This is a genomic window from Nonomuraea cavernae, from assembly GCF_040655715.1.
In the GTDB taxonomy this organism is placed as follows: Bacteria; Actinomycetota; Actinomycetes; order Streptosporangiales; family Streptosporangiaceae; genus Nonomuraea; species Nonomuraea cavernae_A.
This window is the reverse complement of sequence record NZ_JBFAKL010000006.1, coordinates 261,835-278,049: the sequence shown is the minus strand read 5'-3', so window position 1 is coordinate 278,049 and position 16,215 is coordinate 261,835. Positions and strand designations below refer to the sequence as shown.

The window sequence follows — 16,215 nt, the reverse complement described above, 5'->3', positions numbered from 1 at the left end:
ACGGCACAGTCAAAATCATCACCATCCGTTACGGCACAGCCAAGGAGGCCCCACCCGCCGCACGCGGTTGAGGGCCTCCAGGGAGACGGCCGCTGACCCGCACGTGGCCGGCCGCCGTGACGACGTCCTGCCGGCCATCTGGGCGGCTCCGGACCACGGTCGGCTCCGGTGGCAGGCGTTGACCAGGGCGCTGTTGTCGAACGGCGCAGGTGGCCGTAGGAGCTGGTGCGCTCCGGCTTGGGGCCACCCGACGGCTCACGCTGCGCGCCGGCCCTGGGACGTGGGGAGGAAGTGTCGGTGTGAGCGACAAAGCGGGTAACTTCGGGCGGCAGGGGAAGCGGATGCTGCGAAGATTGTCCGCATGAGGCAGGCAGTGGCCGCGGACCTGGCGGCCGTCGAGAAGCTGGTGCGCGACGCCTACGAGCCGTGGGTGGAGATCGTCGGCATGCGTCCGCTGCCGATGGAGGCCGACTACGGCGCGCTCATCGCCGCCGGTCGCGTGCACGTGACCGACCCGCTCGACGGGCTCATCGTGCTGGTGCCCGAGGACGGCGTGCTGCGGGTCGAGAACGTCGCCGTGTCACCCGAGCGGCAGGGCAGGGGCGTCGGCCGGAGGCTGCTGGCCTTCGCGGAGGAGGAGGCGCGGCGGCTCGGGCTGCCCGCACTGCGCCTCTACACCAACGCGAAGATGGCCTCCAACATCGCGCTGTACGAGTCGCTGGGCTACGCGGTGACCGGCCGCCAGGGGATCGAGGGCCGGTCGGCCGTGCTCATGCGCAAGGAGCTCATGCGATAGGAGCTCACGCGCGACGAGCTCAGGCGCCACGAACTCACGCGACTGTCCGCTTCGCGACGGTCTGGTGGCGGTGGAGCAGCCGGTGAGTCGCGATCGTGAGCACTGCCGCGGCGAGGATGCCAGGACGCATCGTTGAGCCGTTCTTCTGGGGATGGGCGAGCCGGGAGGTGGGAGGTGGGACGACTGATAGTTACCTCTGGTTGCCGCAGAGTGACACTCTGTTGGCGCTCCAGGGGGCGCGAGATCCCCGTAGGCCGCCGAATCCCGAGCCTGGTCGAGCTCGAAGCGGAGTTCGGCGTCGCGCGGGACACGCTGCGCAAGGCGGTGCAGGTCCTCAAGGACGAGGGCTTGGTCGAGACCGTGACCGGCATGGGCGTCTACGTCGTCGACCACTGATCCAGCCAGACGGCCTTTCAGCACCGAGGCAGTCTCCACCTGGGCCCGTCAGGGCTGCCCAACCACACCTGTTGCTCGTCCTGCGCCACAGTGAGCCCGAACGCGGACTGGGGCACCTTCCCGGCGTCCAGCCATGTAGTGAGGGCTCGCTCGACCGCGTCCCACAGGCGGTACGGCCCGGACTGGTGGACCATCCAGCCGGCCGAGTCCGCGGGGTCGACGTCGGCGTGCGAGCCGGATTCCACGTCGTGCAGGGCAAGGGTGTTCTCGATCCAGGCGTGCTGCGCCTGCGGCGCGGCGAGCTGGGCCACGAACTGGCCCGTCTGGTCGGTAAGCAGCGCCGGGTCCACGGTGGTGTAGCTGACGTCGCCGACGCCGAGCTTCATCAGGCCCATGGGCGGGGCCGCGTGCGGCCGGGCGGGCTGGAAATACACCGGCTCTGGGAAGATCCCGCACGCGGTGCCGTCGTCGGCGACCGTCAGGTGCGCCAACGCGCCACCGCCGATCCAGCCCAGCATGGGCGTGGTGATCGTCCCGCCCGGGCGGACCTGCCGCAACCACAGGGGAGGGATCGCCCGCACCGCGCAGGTGCCGATGATCCGGTCATACGGGGCGCCGCGGCCCCACCCATCGAGCCCGTCGCCCTGAACGAGGGTCGGCTCATACCCTGCCGCTGTGAGCGCCGCCTTCGCCCGTGCGGCGACCATCGGGTCGTACTCGATCGAGGTGACGGCGTCAGCGCCGAGCCGGTGACACATCAGCGCCGTGGAGTAGCCGGTGCCGGTGCCGATCTCCAGCACCTTGTCACCTTCGCCGATCCCGGCCGTGCCCAGCATCCGCACGACGAGGCTGGGCAGCGTGGACGACGACGTCGCCCACGCGTTGGCGATCGGCTCGGTGGCGTCCTCGGCCATGACGCCGGCGACCTGGGTCACCAGGCTCCTGTCGCTGTAGACGAGGGCCATCCAATCCTCGGGACTCACCTGCGAGCGGTGCATGGGCACCCAATCGGCGGCGTCGTAGCCGAACACGTGGTCGCCGACGAAGAGTTCGCGCGGCACCGCTTCAAGCGCGGCCCGCCAGTGCGGGCAGTCGATCTGGGCGGCGAGTCCGTGCCGGAGTTTGGCAGCCAGGTCGTTCATGCGGGTCATCCTCTCAGCAGGGTGTCGGCGAGAGCTGCGGCTATCGCGTCCGCGTCGGGCAGCCAGGCCCACTGCCCGTTGGGGTTGCATTCCAAGAACATCCACTGGCGCTCGGGAACCGAGCCGGTCAGCGCGAAGTCGAAGCAGCCGAAGACGAGGCCGAACCGGTCGAGGTAGGAGCGCATCGCGGCCTGGATCGGCGCGGGCACCTCGATCGGGCTGTGTACGAGGCGGTCCCAGTCGTCGCGGCGCCAGTCGAGTACGCCGTCCGGGGTGGTGATCTCGCTGGCGAATACGTGATCACCGACCACTGTGACTCTGGCGTCGCTGGTCTTGGGCACCTCGGCTTGGAACAGGTGGGCTGTGAGCGCGAGTGACTCGTCAACGTCGGCCGGGTCGACGCGCTGCGTCCAGATCGCCGCGACCTCGCCGCCCGGCGCCGAGGGCACGCCGCGGAACGACTTGTAGACGATGGGGCCGTGCTTGGCGGCGAACTCGCGAACGGCGTCGACGTCGTTCGTGATGAGGGTGGCGGGCACCTCCATGCCGAACTGTGCGGCTACCTGGAGCTGTGCTGGTTTCACCTCGGCCCGCTCGTTGGCGGCCGGGTGGTTGACGTACCGGCAGTCCGGCAGGGCGGCGAGCGTGCCGTCGAGCCCGTGCCGCGCCTCGGCCTTCGCGAACTCGCGCTCCTGCGGCGGCAACTCGTGGAAGCGCCACGGCGACGGGCGGCGGTAGTAGATCGCCCGCACGTCCTGCAGCGCTACGTCGCGGGTCAGGGTCCGCAATGTGCCCATCCATCCAGCCTCACCGGCCCCGATCTGCGCGTTGAACGCCAGATCGGAGCCGATGTCAGCCGGATCAACCCGGGCCACCCGCGCGCCGCGCTCGTGTAGCGCGGCGATGACGGGGTTGGCGGTGACGTCGTCCATGCATGTGATCACCATGACTGTGCCCGGAGAGGATCGCATGGCTCAGCGCTGGTCGGTGTTCGAGTCGTCCGCTACCTGGGCGGCGTTCCCTGAGCCGTCATGCGGCCGGGACGTTGTGACCGTCGCGTAGGTCCCGCAGGTGATGTCGACGGCGTGGCCGCCCGCGTCACGGTAGACGGCGAGCTGGGTGGTCTCCTCGATCTCGGTGGTGTCCCAGGGCAGGGGCACTGCCTCCAGGTGCGGCGTCATGCGGGTCATGCCCCAGGGGCGTGTGGACGTGATAGTCACGGGTCTCCTCCTCGTAGGGTGGCGCGGCGTTCGCCGGTCACACCGCATGCGCCGTCTCCGTGGTCGTCGATGGCGGTCCACTCGTAGAAGCCGTCCGTGTCCCAGCCGCATGGGTGCCGCCGGGCGGTCGTTGACGGCAGCCGCCGCAAGTCGGCCCAGAGGGTGGCGAGGCTTGTGGCGGCGAGGCGGCTGCGACCCCGGCGGGTGGTCCATCCCGCGACGCTGGGCGTGAACGCCCAGCCAGGGAACTCGCGTTCCGCCTCGTGGAGCAGGCGCGTGATGATGACATCGTCACTGGGCGCTGCGGTCATGGGCAGCAGACTGCCACCGGCGGACCCCACCGCTCCGAACAGATCGTCGCGAACTCTAAGTTCGTCAGACCGCGATGCGGTGGCGCTCGGCGAGGTAGCGGACTTCCGGCGCCCACGATGGTCTGGCACGCCGCGCCAGGGTGCGGATCATCTCGCGCAGGAGCCGCTTGTGGTCGAGCTCCTCCGGACACTCCCGCTCCACCCGGAGCAGATACACCAGGCTTGCGGCGTCGTCCCCGACGTCCTCACACGCGCGGGCGATCTGGGTCAGATGGGTGGCGCGGCGCTCGACTGAGGGTGTCCGGCTCAGGTCGATGTCGTCGGCCACATGAAGCGCCGCCTCAGGCCGCCGGGCCTCAACCTCCACGCTCGCCATATGGATCGCCACGTTGGTCAAGCCGAACGCGAGACCGAAGTGATTACTGCGCTCGTTGACGCTCTGGGCCAGCGAACGGGCACGGCCGCGGAGCATCTCGCGCGCCTGCTCGGCGTCTCCGGAGCGGGTGAGGGCGATCGCAGACACGAGGTTCAACGCGCCGAACACCGACAGGTGCCGCTCGTCGCCGTCGCCGAGCGAGGGCTCGAACAGCTCCATGCCGCGCTGGGCGACGTCGTAGGCCACTTCGTGCATGTCGTCCGACAGCATGGACTGGCCGAGATTCCAGTGCGCCACCGCGATCATCAGCGGGTTCTCGGTTTCTTCGGCGTAGCGCATTGCGCGGTCGGCGGCCAGGTGCGCCAGGTCGATCCGGCCGAGGTGCTTGAGCATGCCACGGGCGAGGATGTAGGCGTTGGCGGCCACTCGGCAGGCGGTCCGGCGATCGTCTGGCCGGCTGTTGGTCTCTAGGACCAGGCTTTCGGCGTCGCTGATGAGCTGCGGCAGGTCTCGCATCAGGATCGTGTACCTGCTCGCCGAAGAGAACCAGGCGTCTCGGGCCGCGCTGATGCGCTCGTCGAGCTGGTCGGCGTCGGGCGGTTCGATGTCAGGGGCGAGGGTCTTGTAGGTGAAGAGGGCTCGTTCTATATCGCCCACCTGCGGACGGCCGGTCTTGTGACTCTCGCGAGGGCTTTCGCCGAGGAGGACGGCGCTGCGCACGCCGAGAACCTTCGCGATCTCTCGAAGCATGGGCAGCGAAGGGGTGCGCTTACCCTGTTCGATCAGCTCGATGTGTCGCGGCGTACAGCCGACGTGGGTGGCCAGGCCTGTGGTTGTCATACCGCGCAGCTCGCGCTGAATCCTGACCATGTAGCCAGTGCTAGTCTCGGGCATAGGCCCTGCACCTCCTGCGATGTCGCAATCTCAGGCTACGGCGCAGGGCCTCGCGCATGCGAGGGGTCGGGCGAATCGGCCCGGTGCCGCGCGCCCGGGTGGAGTAAAAGCCCACCCGGGCGGATGATCCTTACTTAGCTGGCCCGCCGGTCCGGCATCCCGGCGGCGGCCAGGCGCTCGCGACGCCGCTCCCGCAGCGACACGACGCAGAGCCGGACTCGCTGCGCTTCGAGCAGCGCGCGGCCCTTGGCCATCAGCTCACTCACGCTCTGCTTCTTGATGTCGAGGATCCTGGCGATCTCGCCGAGCGTGTAGTCGCCGCCCTCCCTTGCCGCCCGACCGGCTCGCGCGATCGCCCGGAGCTCATGCGCGAGGAGTGTCCGCGTCAGGAGTTCACGCCGTGAGGACGCTGAGGAGGTGGGTGACCTCGCGGGTCACCGCGTCGCGGCCCGCCCTCAGATACTTGCGCGAGTCGACCACCTTTTCGTCGCCGCCCAGGTAGTCGCGGATGGCGCCGGTGAACGCCTTGTTGAGGTGGGTGGCGATGTTGATCTTCTTCATGCCGTGCCGTACGGCGTGGCGGAGGGTGTCGTCGGGCACCCCCGAGGAGCCGTGCAGGACCAGTGGCACCGGCACGGCGGCGCGCAGCTCGGCGATCAGCTCCAGGTCGAGCACGGCGTCCTTGGTGGTCATCGCGTGCGAGCTGCCCACGGCGACGGCCAGGGCGTCGACCCCGGTGCGCGTCACGTAGTCGACGGCCTCGTGCGGCTTGGTGCGCGCGCCGGGGGCGTGCACGCCGTCCTTGCCACCGACCTCGCCCAGCTCGGCCTCCACCCACACGCCGCGCTCGTGGCACCAGGCGGCCACGGCGGCGGTGGTGACGACGTTCTCCTCGTCGGGCAGCGCCGACGCGTCGAACATCACCGATCCGAGGCCCAGCAGCACCGCCTCCTCGACCAGCGCGCGGTCGGTGGCGTGGTCGAGGTGGACCGCGACGGGCACGGCGGCCCGCCGGGCGACGGCGAGCGAGGCCAGCGCGATCGGCTCCAGCGCGCCGTGGTAGCGCACGCAGTTTTCGCTGATCTGCAGCACGACCGGCAGCCCCAGCGCCTCGGCGCCGGCCACGATCGCGGTGGCGTGCTCCAACTGGATCACGTTGAACGCGCCCACCCCCGCGGGGGAGGCGTGGACGATGTCGCCGATGGCGGCAAGGGGCATGACGGGACTCCTCAGGTGATGACGATCTGGGCGTGCGTGTCGGCGTAGACGTCTCGGTCGAAGTCGCCGGCCACCGGCGCGGCGACGGCGGCCGCGCCCAGCGCCGCCGCCCGCCGCAGCCGGTCGGGCCACGCGGTGCTCTCCAGCAGGCCCAGTGCCAGCCCGGCCACCAGTGAGTCACCGGCGCCCGTCGGGTTGCCGTCCACCCGGTACGGCATGCGGGCCCGGAACGTTCCCTCGGGCGTGACCGCCAGCAGTCCTTCGGCGCCCAGGGAGACGACCACGGACCCGGCGCCCTGGGCTCTCAGCCGCTCGGCACCCTCGGCGGGGGTGCCGCCCGGCACCGCGCGGGCCAGCTCGTCGGCGTTGGGCTTGACGATCGCGGGGCGGCCCCGGGGGGCGTGGCGCAGTGGCTCGCCGTCGGCGTCGACGATCGCGGGCACGCCGCGCTCGGCGGCGATGGCGGCCAGGGTGGCGTAGGTGTCGCTGGGCAGGCCAGTGGGGAGGCTGCCGGAGAGCACGACCACCCGGGCCTGGGCCAGCAGGGTTTCGTACTTTTTGGTGAAATTTCGGAGCTCTTGCTCCGTGACCTCGGGGCCGGGCTCGTTGAACAGGGCCGCGCGGCGCGTGCCGTACTGGCTGGAGGTCTCCGAGACGACGAGTGTCGTGCGGGCGTCGGCGGCGACCTCGACCAGCGCGCTGGTCAGGCCGGCCGCGCGCAGGTCGGCCTCGATGGCCTGGCCGGTGGGCCCGCCCGCGAGGCCGGTGACCAGCACCTCCTGGCCGAGGGCCTGGAGCACGCGGGCCACGTTGACGCCCTTGCCGCCGGCCCGCCGGTGCACGGCCGAGACCCGGTTGACGCCGTCCCAGTCGACGTCGGGCACCTGGTAGGTGACGTCGAGGGCGGCGTTGAGCGTCACGGTGAGGATCATGCGGGATCCGCCGAGCGAACCCAGGCGCCCCGCTTCATCACCCCGGCCACCTCCAGTTCGTCGGTGAGCACCACCAGGTCGGCGAACTTGCCCACGGCGATCGAGCCGACGCGGTCGCCGATGCCCAGCACGCGGGCGGGTGTGCGCGAGGCGATCTCCACGGCCTCGGGCAGCGACAGGCCCACCTCCTGGACGGCCCGCCGGAAGGCGACGTCCATGGTGAGCGTGCTGCCCGCGATCGAGCCGCCCTCGGCCAGCCGGGCGACGCCGCCGGCCACGTTGACCCGCATCGAGCCGAGCACGTAGTCGCCGTCGCCCATGCCGGTGGCGGCCATCGCGTCGGTGACCAGCGCGGTGCGGCCGGGCCCCGCCACGTCGTAGGCCAGGCGCAGCATCGCCGGGTGCACGTGCACGCCGTCGTTGATCAGCTCGACCGTGACCCGCTCGTCCTCCAGCAGCGCGGCGATCGGCCCGGGATCGCGGTGGCCGAGCGGCACCATCGCGTTGTAGAGGTGGGTGGCGACCGTGGCGCCGGCCTCGATGCCCGCCAGGGTCTGCTCGTAGGTGGCGCTGGTGTGGCCGAGCGCGGCGATCACGCCTTCGGCCGTGGCCGCGCGGATCGTGTCGAGGGCGCCCGGCAGCTCGGGGGCCAGCGTGAGCATGCGCACGTGCCCGCGCCCGGCCTTGACCAGCCGCGCGAACTCTCCCGGCGACGGCTCACGCAGCAGTGCCGGGTTGTGGGCGCCGCAGCGGGCCGCGGCGATGTAGGGGCCCTCGAAGTGCAGGCCCGCGAACAGCCCTTCGTCGCACAGGTCGGCGAGCGAGGCCGCCGCCCTGGTCAGCTCGTCGAGCGGGCCCGTCACCAGGCTCGCCACCATCGTCGTGGTGCCATGGCGCTCGTGCAGCGCCACCGCGTCACGAGCCCCGTCGTGATCGCCGGTCGGGAAGGACCCGCCCGCTCCGCCGTGGTTGTGCAGGTCGACGAAGCCCGGCACCACGTGCCGGCCGCCCAGGCTGTGGCCCGCGCGGGGGGCGGATCCGCGGCCGATGTGCGTGATGCGGCCGTCTTCGATGGTCAGCCACCCGTCGTGAACTCCCTCGGGAGTCACGATCCGGGCGTCGGCGAGGGTGAGGCTCATGATGAAAGAATCACAGATCGGGTGAGGTGCAGGGGCTCGTCGGGGTTGAGGCCACGGGCGAACGCCCTGGCGACCGCGACCCGCTGGGCCGTGATCAGCTCGGCCATCGGGTCGAGCCCGCTCTGCAGGAACGTGCCACCGGTGGCCTCGACCTGCTCGCGCAGACCCTCGGGGGCCTCACCGAGCATCCAGGTGACGCGGCCGGGGCCGGCGATGCTGATCGGGCCGTGGCGGTATTCCATCGCCGGGTAGGCCTCGGTCCACGATCGCGACGCCTCCCGCATCTTCAGCGCGGCCTCCTGGGCGAGGCCCACGGACCAGCCGGAACCGAGGAAGCTGAACTGCTCGGCCGCCACCAGCCCGTCGGCGAGCGGCGCCGAGACGGCCCGCTCGGCGTCGGCGATGGCCTGGGTCAGGTCCTCGCCGAGGCTGGCGCGCAGCATCGCCAGCTGGGTGGTGGCGAACCTGGTCTGCACCACCGACCGCTCGTCGGCGTAGTCGAGGACGATCACGTCGTCCGCGACGTTCATGATCGGGGCGTCGGGGTCGGCGGTGATGGCCGTGGTGGCGGACTCGGTGTCCGCGAGCAGCTTCAGCACCTCGGTCGTGGTGCCCGAACGGCTGAGCGCCAGCACGCGGTCGTAGCGCCGGCCCACCGGAGCCTCCGAGGCGGCGAACGCGTCCGTCTCGCCCAGCCCGGCCCGCTCGCGGAGGGCGGCGTAGGCCATCGCGATGAACCACGAGGTGCCACAGCCGACGACGGCGACCCGCTCACCCGGGCGGGGCAGCGCGTCGACGGGCACATCGGCGACGGCGCGGCGCCAGCAGTCCGGCTGAGAGGCGATCTCGGCCTCAGTGTGGGTGGCCACCATTACCTCCAGTGCATGATTGTTTCTGCTCTGTTTATATCAAGAAACTGCAAGATTGTGCAGTGGTGGCTCTGGTCCGGGGCGTGTGCCACGCTTGCACGAGTTGGATCGCCAAGGAGGCATTCGTGTCCCGATATGACCGGTGGAATGCGATTCTGGAGCTGCTCGCTCAAGAGGGTCGCCTGTCCGTCGAGGAGGCCGCCCAGGCGCTCGACGTCTCCACCGCGACGATCCGCCGCGACTTCGACCAGCTCGCCCAGCAGCAGATGCTCATGCGCACCCGAGGCGGTGCGGTCGCCCAGAGCGTCAGCTACGACCTGCCGCTGCGCTACAAGACCGCCCGGCACGCCGACGAGAAGCACCGCATCGCCGCCGCCGCGGTGGAGCTGCTCACTCCCGGCGTGGTCGTCGGGCTCAACGGCGGCACCACCACCTCGGAGCTGGCCCGCGCCCTGGCCACGTGCTCGACGCTGGAGTCGGGCTTCACGGTCGTCACCAACGCCCTCAACATCGCCGCGGAGCTGACGGTCCGGCAGCACGTCAAGATCGTCGTGACGGGTGGTGTGGCCCGCCCGCAGTCCTACGAGCTGATCGGGCCGCTGGCCTCGGGCGTGCTGGAGCAGGTGACGCTGGACGTGGCGTTCCTCGGGGTCGACGGGCTCGACATCGAACTCGGGGCCTCCGCCCACCACGAGGGCGAGGCCGACGTCAACCACCTGCTGATCAGCCGGGCCAAGCAGGTCGTGGTGGTGGCCGACGCCTCCAAGGTCGGCAAACGGGCGTTCTCCCGGATCTGCCCGATCGGGGAGATCGACACGTTGGTCACCGACGCCCGGCTCTCCGACGAGCTCGCCGGCGGCCTGACCGACGCGGGGGTGAAGGTGATCCGCGCCTGATGGGGCACGATGGTGCTCGGGTCCACTCCGGACAAGCGTTACATCGCGCTACCCGAGCGGGTAGGTATGGAGCGCAAGGCGACATAGTCGTATATCAGGGGGCGTTTATGACGGCGGGAAGGGGCGTGGCGCGGCTCGGGCCTGCCGAGCGGGCGGCGGCGATGACCAGGATGGGCGCCCAGGAGCTGGACGTGGTCGTGGTCGGTGGCGGGGTGGTGGGCGCGGGCATCGCGCTCGACGCCGCCACGCGCGGGCTGGACGTGGGCCTGGTCGAGGCGCGTGACTTCGCGTCCGGCACGTCGTCGCGGTCGTCGAAACTGATCCACGGCGGCCTGCGCTATCTCGAACAGCTCAACTTCGAGCTCGTGCGGGAGGCGCTGCAGGAGCGGGCCCTGCTTCTGCAGCGGATCGCGCCCCATCTGGTGCGGCCGGTGCCTTTTCTGTTTCCGATGACCCACTTTGGGTGGGAGCGCCCCTACGTGGGGGCCGGAGTGGCGCTCTATGACACGCTCGGGCTCGCGACCGGTGTGGCGCGGGGGGTGCCGGGGCATCGGCACCTGTCGCGGAGCCGGGCGCTGCGGCTGGCGCCGGCGCTGAAGAAGTCGGCGTTCACCGGGGCCGTCCAATACTGGGACGCCCAGGTGGACGACGCCCGATATGTGATGACCATGCTGCGCACCGCCGCCACCTACGGGGCGGCGATCGCGCCTCGGGCCCAGGTCGTGGGGTTCCTGCGCGAAGGGGAGCGGGTCACCGGGGTACGCGTGCGCGACCTGGAGAGCGGCGGCGAGCAGGAGGTGCGGGCGCAGCAGGTGGTCAACGCCACCGGGGTGTGGACCGACGACATCCAGGAGCTCGTGGGCGGTCGTGGCCAGATCCATGTCCGGGCGTCCAAGGGGATCCATCTGCTGGTGCCCCGGGATCGGATCCACTCACTCACGGGGATCATCCTTCGTACCGAAAAATCGGTTCTTTTCGTGATCCCGTGGGGGCGGCACTGGATCATCGGCACCACCGACACCGAGTGGACGCTCGACAAGGCACATCCCGCCGCCTCCCGGGCCGACATCGACTACCTGCTCGACCACGTCAACGCCGTGCTGTCGGTGCCGCTGACGCGTGACGACGTCGAAGGCGTCTACGCGGGGCTGCGGCCGTTGCTGTCGGGGGAGTCCGACGAGACGTCGAAGCTGTCGCGCGAGCACGTGGTGGCGCATCCGGTGCCGGGGCTGGTCATGATCGCGGGCGGAAAGTACACGACCTACCGGGTCATGGCCAAGGACGCGGTCGACGCCGTGGCTCACGGGCTCGACCAGCGGGTGCCGCGCTCGTGCACCGACCGGATCCCGCTGGTGGGCGCCGAGGGCTACCAGGCGTTGTGGAACTCCAGATACCGCCTCGCGCACACCTCCGGGCTGCACGTCGCCCGGATCGAGCACCTGCTGCAGAGATACGGCTCGATGATCGACGAGGTGCTGGAGCTGATCGACCGTGATCCGTCGCTGGCCAGGCCGCTCAGCGGGGCCGACGACTACCTGCGCGCCGAGGTGGTCTACGCCGCCACCCACGAGGGCGCCCGGCATCTCAACGACGTGCTGACCCGCCGTACGCACATCTCGATCGAGACCTTCCATCGCGGCCTGGCCGTGGCGCAGGAGGCGGCCGAGCTGATGGCCGAGCCGCTCGACTGGGACACCGAGCAGGTCAAGCGGGAGGTCGAGTACTTCACCAAGCGGGTGGAGGCCGAGCGGCTCTCCCAGGAGCAGGACTCCGACCAGGACGCCGACGCGATCAGGCTCGGCGCCCCCGAGATCGTGCCGGTCGCGATCCCCGAACACTCCTGAGGCGGCCCGCCGATGGTGGTCATGCTGGGAATCCTGCACCCCTCACCTGGTGAACGAATTTCGATGCCTTTATCCCTTTTCATGTCGTAGGCAGTGGGCCATCTGCGCGCCGATCAGGAGCCTTATTGAGGATATGGACCACTAGGGCCGCGCTGACGTCGGCGCTCGCGCTGTTCGGCGCCGCCTGCACGGCGGCCGGGGAACCGCGAACGGCGAGCCCGCTCGCCTCCTCGCCCACTCCGGGCAAGGACTCGACGTCCGGTTCGGCCGACGCCTCGTCGCCGGCGCCCACGGGGCTGGCCACACCGCGCGACTACGCGCAGTCCTGCCGGCGGCAGGCGCAGATCTGCCGGGTCCAGGACGGCGCGGTGCCCGCGGAGCTGTGGCGGTCCATGCGCTTTCCCAAGCCCGGCGGCAGGTGCCCGGCCACCGTCGGCAAGCGCCTCCCCGCCGGCCTTCCGTTCGGCGGGACGGCGTTCGGCGACGGCCCGGTCCGCCTGGTGCTGGTGGGCGCGGAGCAGAAGGCGAGGACCGAACTCGACGCGCTGCGCGACGGGTGGCGCGGCAAGAAGTCGGTGTGGTTCGCCGACCCTTCCTACCAGGGACCGGTGCTGCTGCGCGGGATGCGGCTGGACGCCCCGGGCGACGTGGCCTTCGGCGAAAGCCCGGACTCCCTGGCCGTGCAGATCCCGCCCGGGCCCGGCGTCAACGTCAGCGACGGCTACCGGCACTGGCCAGGCAGCACGTGGGTACGAGAACCCGGCTGTTACGGGCTGCGGGCCGACGGGCTGGACTTCTCCATCTCCGTGGTCGTCGACCTGCGGCCTGCCGATGAGTGAGATCCCGCCACACCATCGTCTGCGGCGGGAGCGGCATCACACCATCATGACGAGCGCGCCAGGTTCGGTGCCCCTGAGATCGTGCCGGTCGCGATCCCCGAACACTCCTGACGGGCGGCCCGCGCCGATGGCACGGGCCGCCCGATCCGCGAAGGTCAGGGAACCGTCACGGTCTTGGTGATCGTGCCGGTGGCGCCCAGGTTGTCCGTCACGGTGAGGGTGACGGTCTTCGCGCCGGCCGAGCTGTAGAAGTGCTGGTTGGTCGCGCCGGTGCCGGTCGAGCCGTCGCCGAAGTTCCAGGCGTACGACGCGATCGTGCCGTCGGCGTCCGATGAGGACGAGCCGTTGAAGTTGCAGTAGCGCCAGAAGAGGATCGCCTGGCAGGTCTGCGTGAAGTTGGCCACCGGCGGCTGGTTGGCCGGGGTGCCCGCCGTGACCTGCCTGGTGGTGGAGGCGGTGGCGCCCGCGTTGTCGGTCACGGTGAGGGTGACCGTGTAGGTGCCCGCCGTGCCGTACGTGTGGGTCGCCGTGGCGCCGGTGCCCGTGGAGCCGTCGCCGAAGTTCCAGGCGTACGAGGCGATCGTGCCGTCAGGGTCGGTGGAGCCGGAGCCGTTGAACGAGCAGGCCAGCTGGGCGCACGACGAGGTGAACGACGCCGTCGGCGGCCGGTTGCCGCCGGTGGTCGGCGGGAACCTGGTCGCGTCGTGCACGTCGAGCAGCGGTTCCTTGACGCCGTCGGTGGAGTCGTCGGTCCAGTTGGAGTTGCCGGTGGCGATCAGCTCGGTCCGTACGGCCAGCGAGCCCGCCCTGGTCGTCGGCTTGTTGGCGCCCGAGGTGAGGATGCCCGCGGCGCCCGCGACGTGCGGGCTGGCCATCGAGGTGCCGCTGATGGTGTTGTAGCCGCCGTTCATCCAGGTGGAATAGATGCAGGTGCCGGGGGCGGTGATCTCCACGGTCGTGCCGTAGTTGGAGTAGAACGCCAGCGTGTCGTCCTGGTCGGTCTCGGTGCGGCACGACAGCGTGCTGCCGCCCTGGCCGCCGGGCAGGCCGTCGTTGTCGGTCATCGCCGAGACGGTGATCACGTCGGCGTGGTTGGCCGGGAAGAACGACGACGCGTTCGCGCTGCTGTTGCCCGCCGCGACGACGACGACCACGCCGGCGTTGACGGCGTTCGTGATGGCGGTGCTGATCGCGCTGCTGGAGCAGCCGCTGCAGCCGAGGCTCAGGTTGATGACCTCGATGGTCGAGGCGCGGGCGACCACCCAGTCGATCCCGGCGGCGATGGCCGCGAGGGTGCCGGAACCGGCGGAGTTGAGCACCTTGACGCCGTGGATGCGCGCGCCGGGCGCGACGCCCACCGGGCCGATCGTGTTGTCGATGGCGCCGACGGTGCCCGCGACGTGCGAGCCGTGACCGTTGTCGTCGTCACCGGAGTTGTTCACGCACGAGCCGGTCGTGCAGTTGGCCCTGGCGACCACGTTCAGGTCGGGGTGGTCGAAGTCCACCCCGGTGTCGACGACGGCCACGTCCACGTCGATGCGGACGTCGTCCACGCCGTCGATGTCCAGGTTGGGATTGCTGGGGCCGAAGATCCGGTTGACGCCGGTCGGCGTGGTCTGCGGGAACGCCGTGACCTCGGCGTCCGGCTCGACGGTGAGCACGTTCGGGTTCTTCCGGAGCGCCTCGGCGGCGGCCGGGGTCAGGCGGGCGGTGTAGCCCTTGAAGGCGTGCTCGTAGACGCCGACGAGGGTGCCGTCCAGCTGGTTCACCTGGTCCTCGGCGGTCGCTCGTGGCGCCGCCCGCAGCTTGCCCGGGTTGAGCTGGACGATGTACGAGCCCTCCTCGGCCGAGGCGGAGGCGGAGGCGGAGGCGGAGGTGGCGGCGTGGACCGGGGTCGGCGTCATGAGTAACGCCAGCGCGCTGACGAGTAACGCGAGCAGGGGGGTGCGTCGTCGCATGGCAGCGTGAGCCCTTCCTGGGGTGGCGGATGGGGACCACTGAAACATGAGCCCAAATCAGGCTCCAGGCCATACGTAAGGCACACGTATTGCGACTACGTAGTCCGTAGTTGCCTGCGTGAGTTCAGGCCGAGTTTGCGCAGCGCGTTGGCCACGTGTACCTCGACCGTCCTGGGTGACAGGAACAGGTCCTCGGCGATCTCGCGGTTCGTCAGCCCGTCGGCGGCCAGCCTGACGACCTGCTCCTCCCGGGGCGACAGGGTGCCCTGCGGCTCGGCCGGGCGGTCGATCCGGCGGTTCAGCCTGCGTCGCACCGCCGGGGTGATCGAGTCGCACAGGGCCTGGCGGGTCAGCGGCTGGCGCAGGCCGTACCTGCCGGGTGGCGACTCCCACAGCAGGCCGCGGCGGACGGCTTCGGCCAGGCCGCGCTCGCCCTGTTCGGGCGGCACGCCGGCGACGGCGGTCAGCGTCTGCTGACCGCTCGGCTCCGGCAGCACGGCCGCCGCCTGCACCAGCCGGCGGGCCGCGAGCGGCAGCGAGCCGAGTTTGAGGAGTACGGCGTCGCGCAGCGCGGGCGGCGTGCCCGGCTCCCGGCCCTCGGCGAGCATCCGGGCCAGTTCCTCGATCGCGAACGGCACGCCCCGGGTGAGCGGCCACAGGTCATGTGGCTCGGGGAGCAGATTCCTGGCCAGCAGCGCGGTCTCGCAGGGGTCGAGCGGGGCCAGCGCGATCTCGGCGTGGTCGATGTGCGGCGGCAGGTGGGCGAGCAGCTCGGCCACCGGATGGCGCAGGTCCTCGGCCCGGTAGGTGACCACCAGGTTGACCGCCTCGGGCAGGCAGCGCGCCAGGAAGGCGAGCAGTTGCCTGGTGTCGGGGTCCACCCAGTGCGCGTCCTCGACCACGAGCGTGATCGGCTGCAGCGAGCCGAGCAGCGACAACACGGCCCTGAACAGACGATGCCGCTCGACCTGCGGATCCGGGAGCGGAGGCGGGGCGGGCGGCAGCAGCTGGGCGAACTCGGGTAAGAAAGGGCGTAACGCGCCGGTGACCGGGTTGAGGTCGGGGGGTGGGCAGGTGTCCCGCAGCGCCTCGACGATCGGGCCGTACGGGAAGCGCATCGGGTGGCAGCGGCCGATCAGCATGGGGTGTCCGGCCAGCTCGTGCAGGAGACGGGTCTTGCCGACGCCCGCCTCACCCTCGATCAGGATGACGACGGGCGGACGGCTGAGAGCCGCCGTCAACTGACGCAGCTCGCGCTGCCGTCCCACGAAAGGCATGCCGCACCGCCCGGCCCGAACTACAAAGTGTCAGTGGATTTTTCATTATTTGTGGGACTGTGTCCATATGAAAGAGCGCCGCCCCTGGGGAACGGCGCACTTCCAGAT

17 protein-coding genes are annotated in these 16,215 nt (G+C 70.8%); 5 read left to right on the top strand and 12 right to left on the bottom strand.

What is annotated here, in order from left to right; all coding sequences use genetic code 11:
• The first annotated feature begins 361 nt into the window (after positions 1-361).
• Both AB0I38_RS11635 and AB0I38_RS11630 read left to right on the top strand, forming a co-directional pair.
• Positions 362-796: a GNAT family N-acetyltransferase gene (locus AB0I38_RS11635; protein ID WP_358465847.1), complete on the top strand. Its 435-nt coding sequence runs from the start codon at positions 362-364 to the stop codon at positions 794-796.
• A 210-nt stretch (positions 797-1,006) separates the two neighbouring features.
• On the top strand, positions 1,007-1,192 hold the full coding sequence (locus AB0I38_RS11630) for a GntR family transcriptional regulator (RefSeq protein WP_358465845.1): 186 nt from the start codon (positions 1,007-1,009) through the stop codon (positions 1,190-1,192).
• Positions 1,193-1,209: 17 nt separating this feature from the next.
• Here AB0I38_RS11630 and tgmC read toward each other — a convergent pair whose 3' ends face one another.
• The 10 genes from tgmC to AB0I38_RS11580 all read right to left on the bottom strand — a co-directional run bounded on the left by tgmC (position 1,210) and on the right by AB0I38_RS11580 (position 9,296).
• Positions 1,210-2,334, bottom strand: a complete 1,125-nt coding sequence (gene tgmC, locus AB0I38_RS11625; protein ID WP_358465843.1) for an ATP-grasp peptide maturase system methyltransferase — start codon at positions 2,332-2,334, stop codon at positions 1,210-1,212.
• Positions 2,335-2,339: 5 nt separating this feature from the next.
• Positions 2,340-3,281 carry an ATP-grasp ribosomal peptide maturase gene (tgmB, locus tag AB0I38_RS11620; protein ID WP_358465841.1) on the bottom strand — a complete coding sequence of 314 codons (942 nt, stop codon included), beginning with the start codon at positions 3,279-3,281 and terminating at the stop codon, positions 2,340-2,342.
• A 27-nt stretch (positions 3,282-3,308) separates the two neighbouring features.
• Complete coding sequence (gene tgmA / locus AB0I38_RS11615) at positions 3,309-3,554, bottom strand: putative ATP-grasp-modified RiPP (RefSeq protein ID WP_358465839.1); 246 nt, start codon at positions 3,552-3,554, stop codon at positions 3,309-3,311.
• The gene (locus tag AB0I38_RS11610; protein WP_358465837.1) at positions 3,551-3,865 is read right to left on the bottom strand and encodes a hypothetical protein; all 315 of its coding nucleotides are present in this window, start codon (positions 3,863-3,865) and stop codon (positions 3,551-3,553) included. Before AB0I38_RS11610 ends, tgmA begins: the two co-directional genes overlap by 4 nt.
• A gap of 64 nt (positions 3,866-3,929) precedes the next feature.
• On the bottom strand, positions 3,930-5,111 hold the full coding sequence (locus tag AB0I38_RS11605) for a helix-turn-helix transcriptional regulator (protein ID WP_358465835.1): 1,182 nt from the start codon (positions 5,109-5,111) through the stop codon (positions 3,930-3,932).
• Between the two features lie 158 nt (positions 5,112-5,269).
• Positions 5,270-5,401 (bottom strand): hypothetical protein, encoded by a 132-nt coding sequence (locus AB0I38_RS11600; protein WP_358465833.1) that lies wholly within the window; start codon positions 5,399-5,401, stop codon positions 5,270-5,272.
• 127 nt (positions 5,402-5,528) lie between these two features.
• Complete coding sequence (locus tag AB0I38_RS11595; protein WP_358465831.1) at positions 5,529-6,353, bottom strand: class II fructose-bisphosphate aldolase; 825 nt, start codon at positions 6,351-6,353, stop codon at positions 5,529-5,531.
• A gap of 11 nt (positions 6,354-6,364) precedes the next feature.
• On the bottom strand, positions 6,365-7,285 hold the full coding sequence (locus AB0I38_RS11590; protein ID WP_358465829.1) for a 1-phosphofructokinase family hexose kinase: 921 nt from the start codon (positions 7,283-7,285) through the stop codon (positions 6,365-6,367).
• A complete protein-coding gene (nagA, locus tag AB0I38_RS11585; protein ID WP_358465827.1) occupies positions 7,282-8,424 on the bottom strand; it encodes an N-acetylglucosamine-6-phosphate deacetylase in 1,143 nt (380 codons plus the stop codon). Before nagA ends, AB0I38_RS11590 begins: the two co-directional genes overlap by 4 nt.
• Entirely contained in the window at positions 8,421-9,296 is an 876-nt protein-coding gene (locus AB0I38_RS11580) for an SIS domain-containing protein (protein ID WP_436838735.1), read from the bottom strand. Before AB0I38_RS11580 ends, nagA begins: the two co-directional genes overlap by 4 nt.
• 122 nt (positions 9,297-9,418) lie before the next feature.
• Here AB0I38_RS11580 and AB0I38_RS11575 point away from each other — a divergent pair, with 122 nt between their 5' ends.
• The 3 genes from AB0I38_RS11575 (at position 9,419) to AB0I38_RS11565 (ending at position 12,872) form a co-directional block, all read left to right on the top strand.
• Positions 9,419-10,189 carry a DeoR/GlpR family DNA-binding transcription regulator gene (locus AB0I38_RS11575; RefSeq protein WP_358465825.1) on the top strand — a complete coding sequence of 257 codons (771 nt, stop codon included), beginning with the start codon at positions 9,419-9,421 and terminating at the stop codon, positions 10,187-10,189.
• 107 nt (positions 10,190-10,296) lie between these two features.
• Entirely contained in the window at positions 10,297-12,033 is a 1,737-nt protein-coding gene (locus tag AB0I38_RS11570; RefSeq protein ID WP_358465823.1) for a glycerol-3-phosphate dehydrogenase/oxidase, read from the top strand.
• Positions 12,034-12,158: 125 nt separating this feature from the next.
• The gene (locus AB0I38_RS11565) at positions 12,159-12,872 is read left to right on the top strand and encodes a hypothetical protein (protein WP_358465821.1); all 714 of its coding nucleotides are present in this window, start codon (positions 12,159-12,161) and stop codon (positions 12,870-12,872) included.
• A gap of 155 nt (positions 12,873-13,027) precedes the next feature.
• Here AB0I38_RS11565 and AB0I38_RS11560 read toward each other — a convergent pair whose 3' ends face one another.
• Complete coding sequence (locus tag AB0I38_RS11560; protein WP_358465819.1) at positions 13,028-14,830, bottom strand: S8 family serine peptidase; 1,803 nt, start codon at positions 14,828-14,830, stop codon at positions 13,028-13,030.
• 95 nt (positions 14,831-14,925) lie between these two features.
• Positions 14,926-16,107 carry a helix-turn-helix transcriptional regulator gene (locus AB0I38_RS11555; protein WP_358465817.1) on the bottom strand — a complete coding sequence of 394 codons (1,182 nt, stop codon included), beginning with the start codon at positions 16,105-16,107 and terminating at the stop codon, positions 14,926-14,928.
• Between the last annotated feature and the right edge of the window lie 108 nt (positions 16,108-16,215).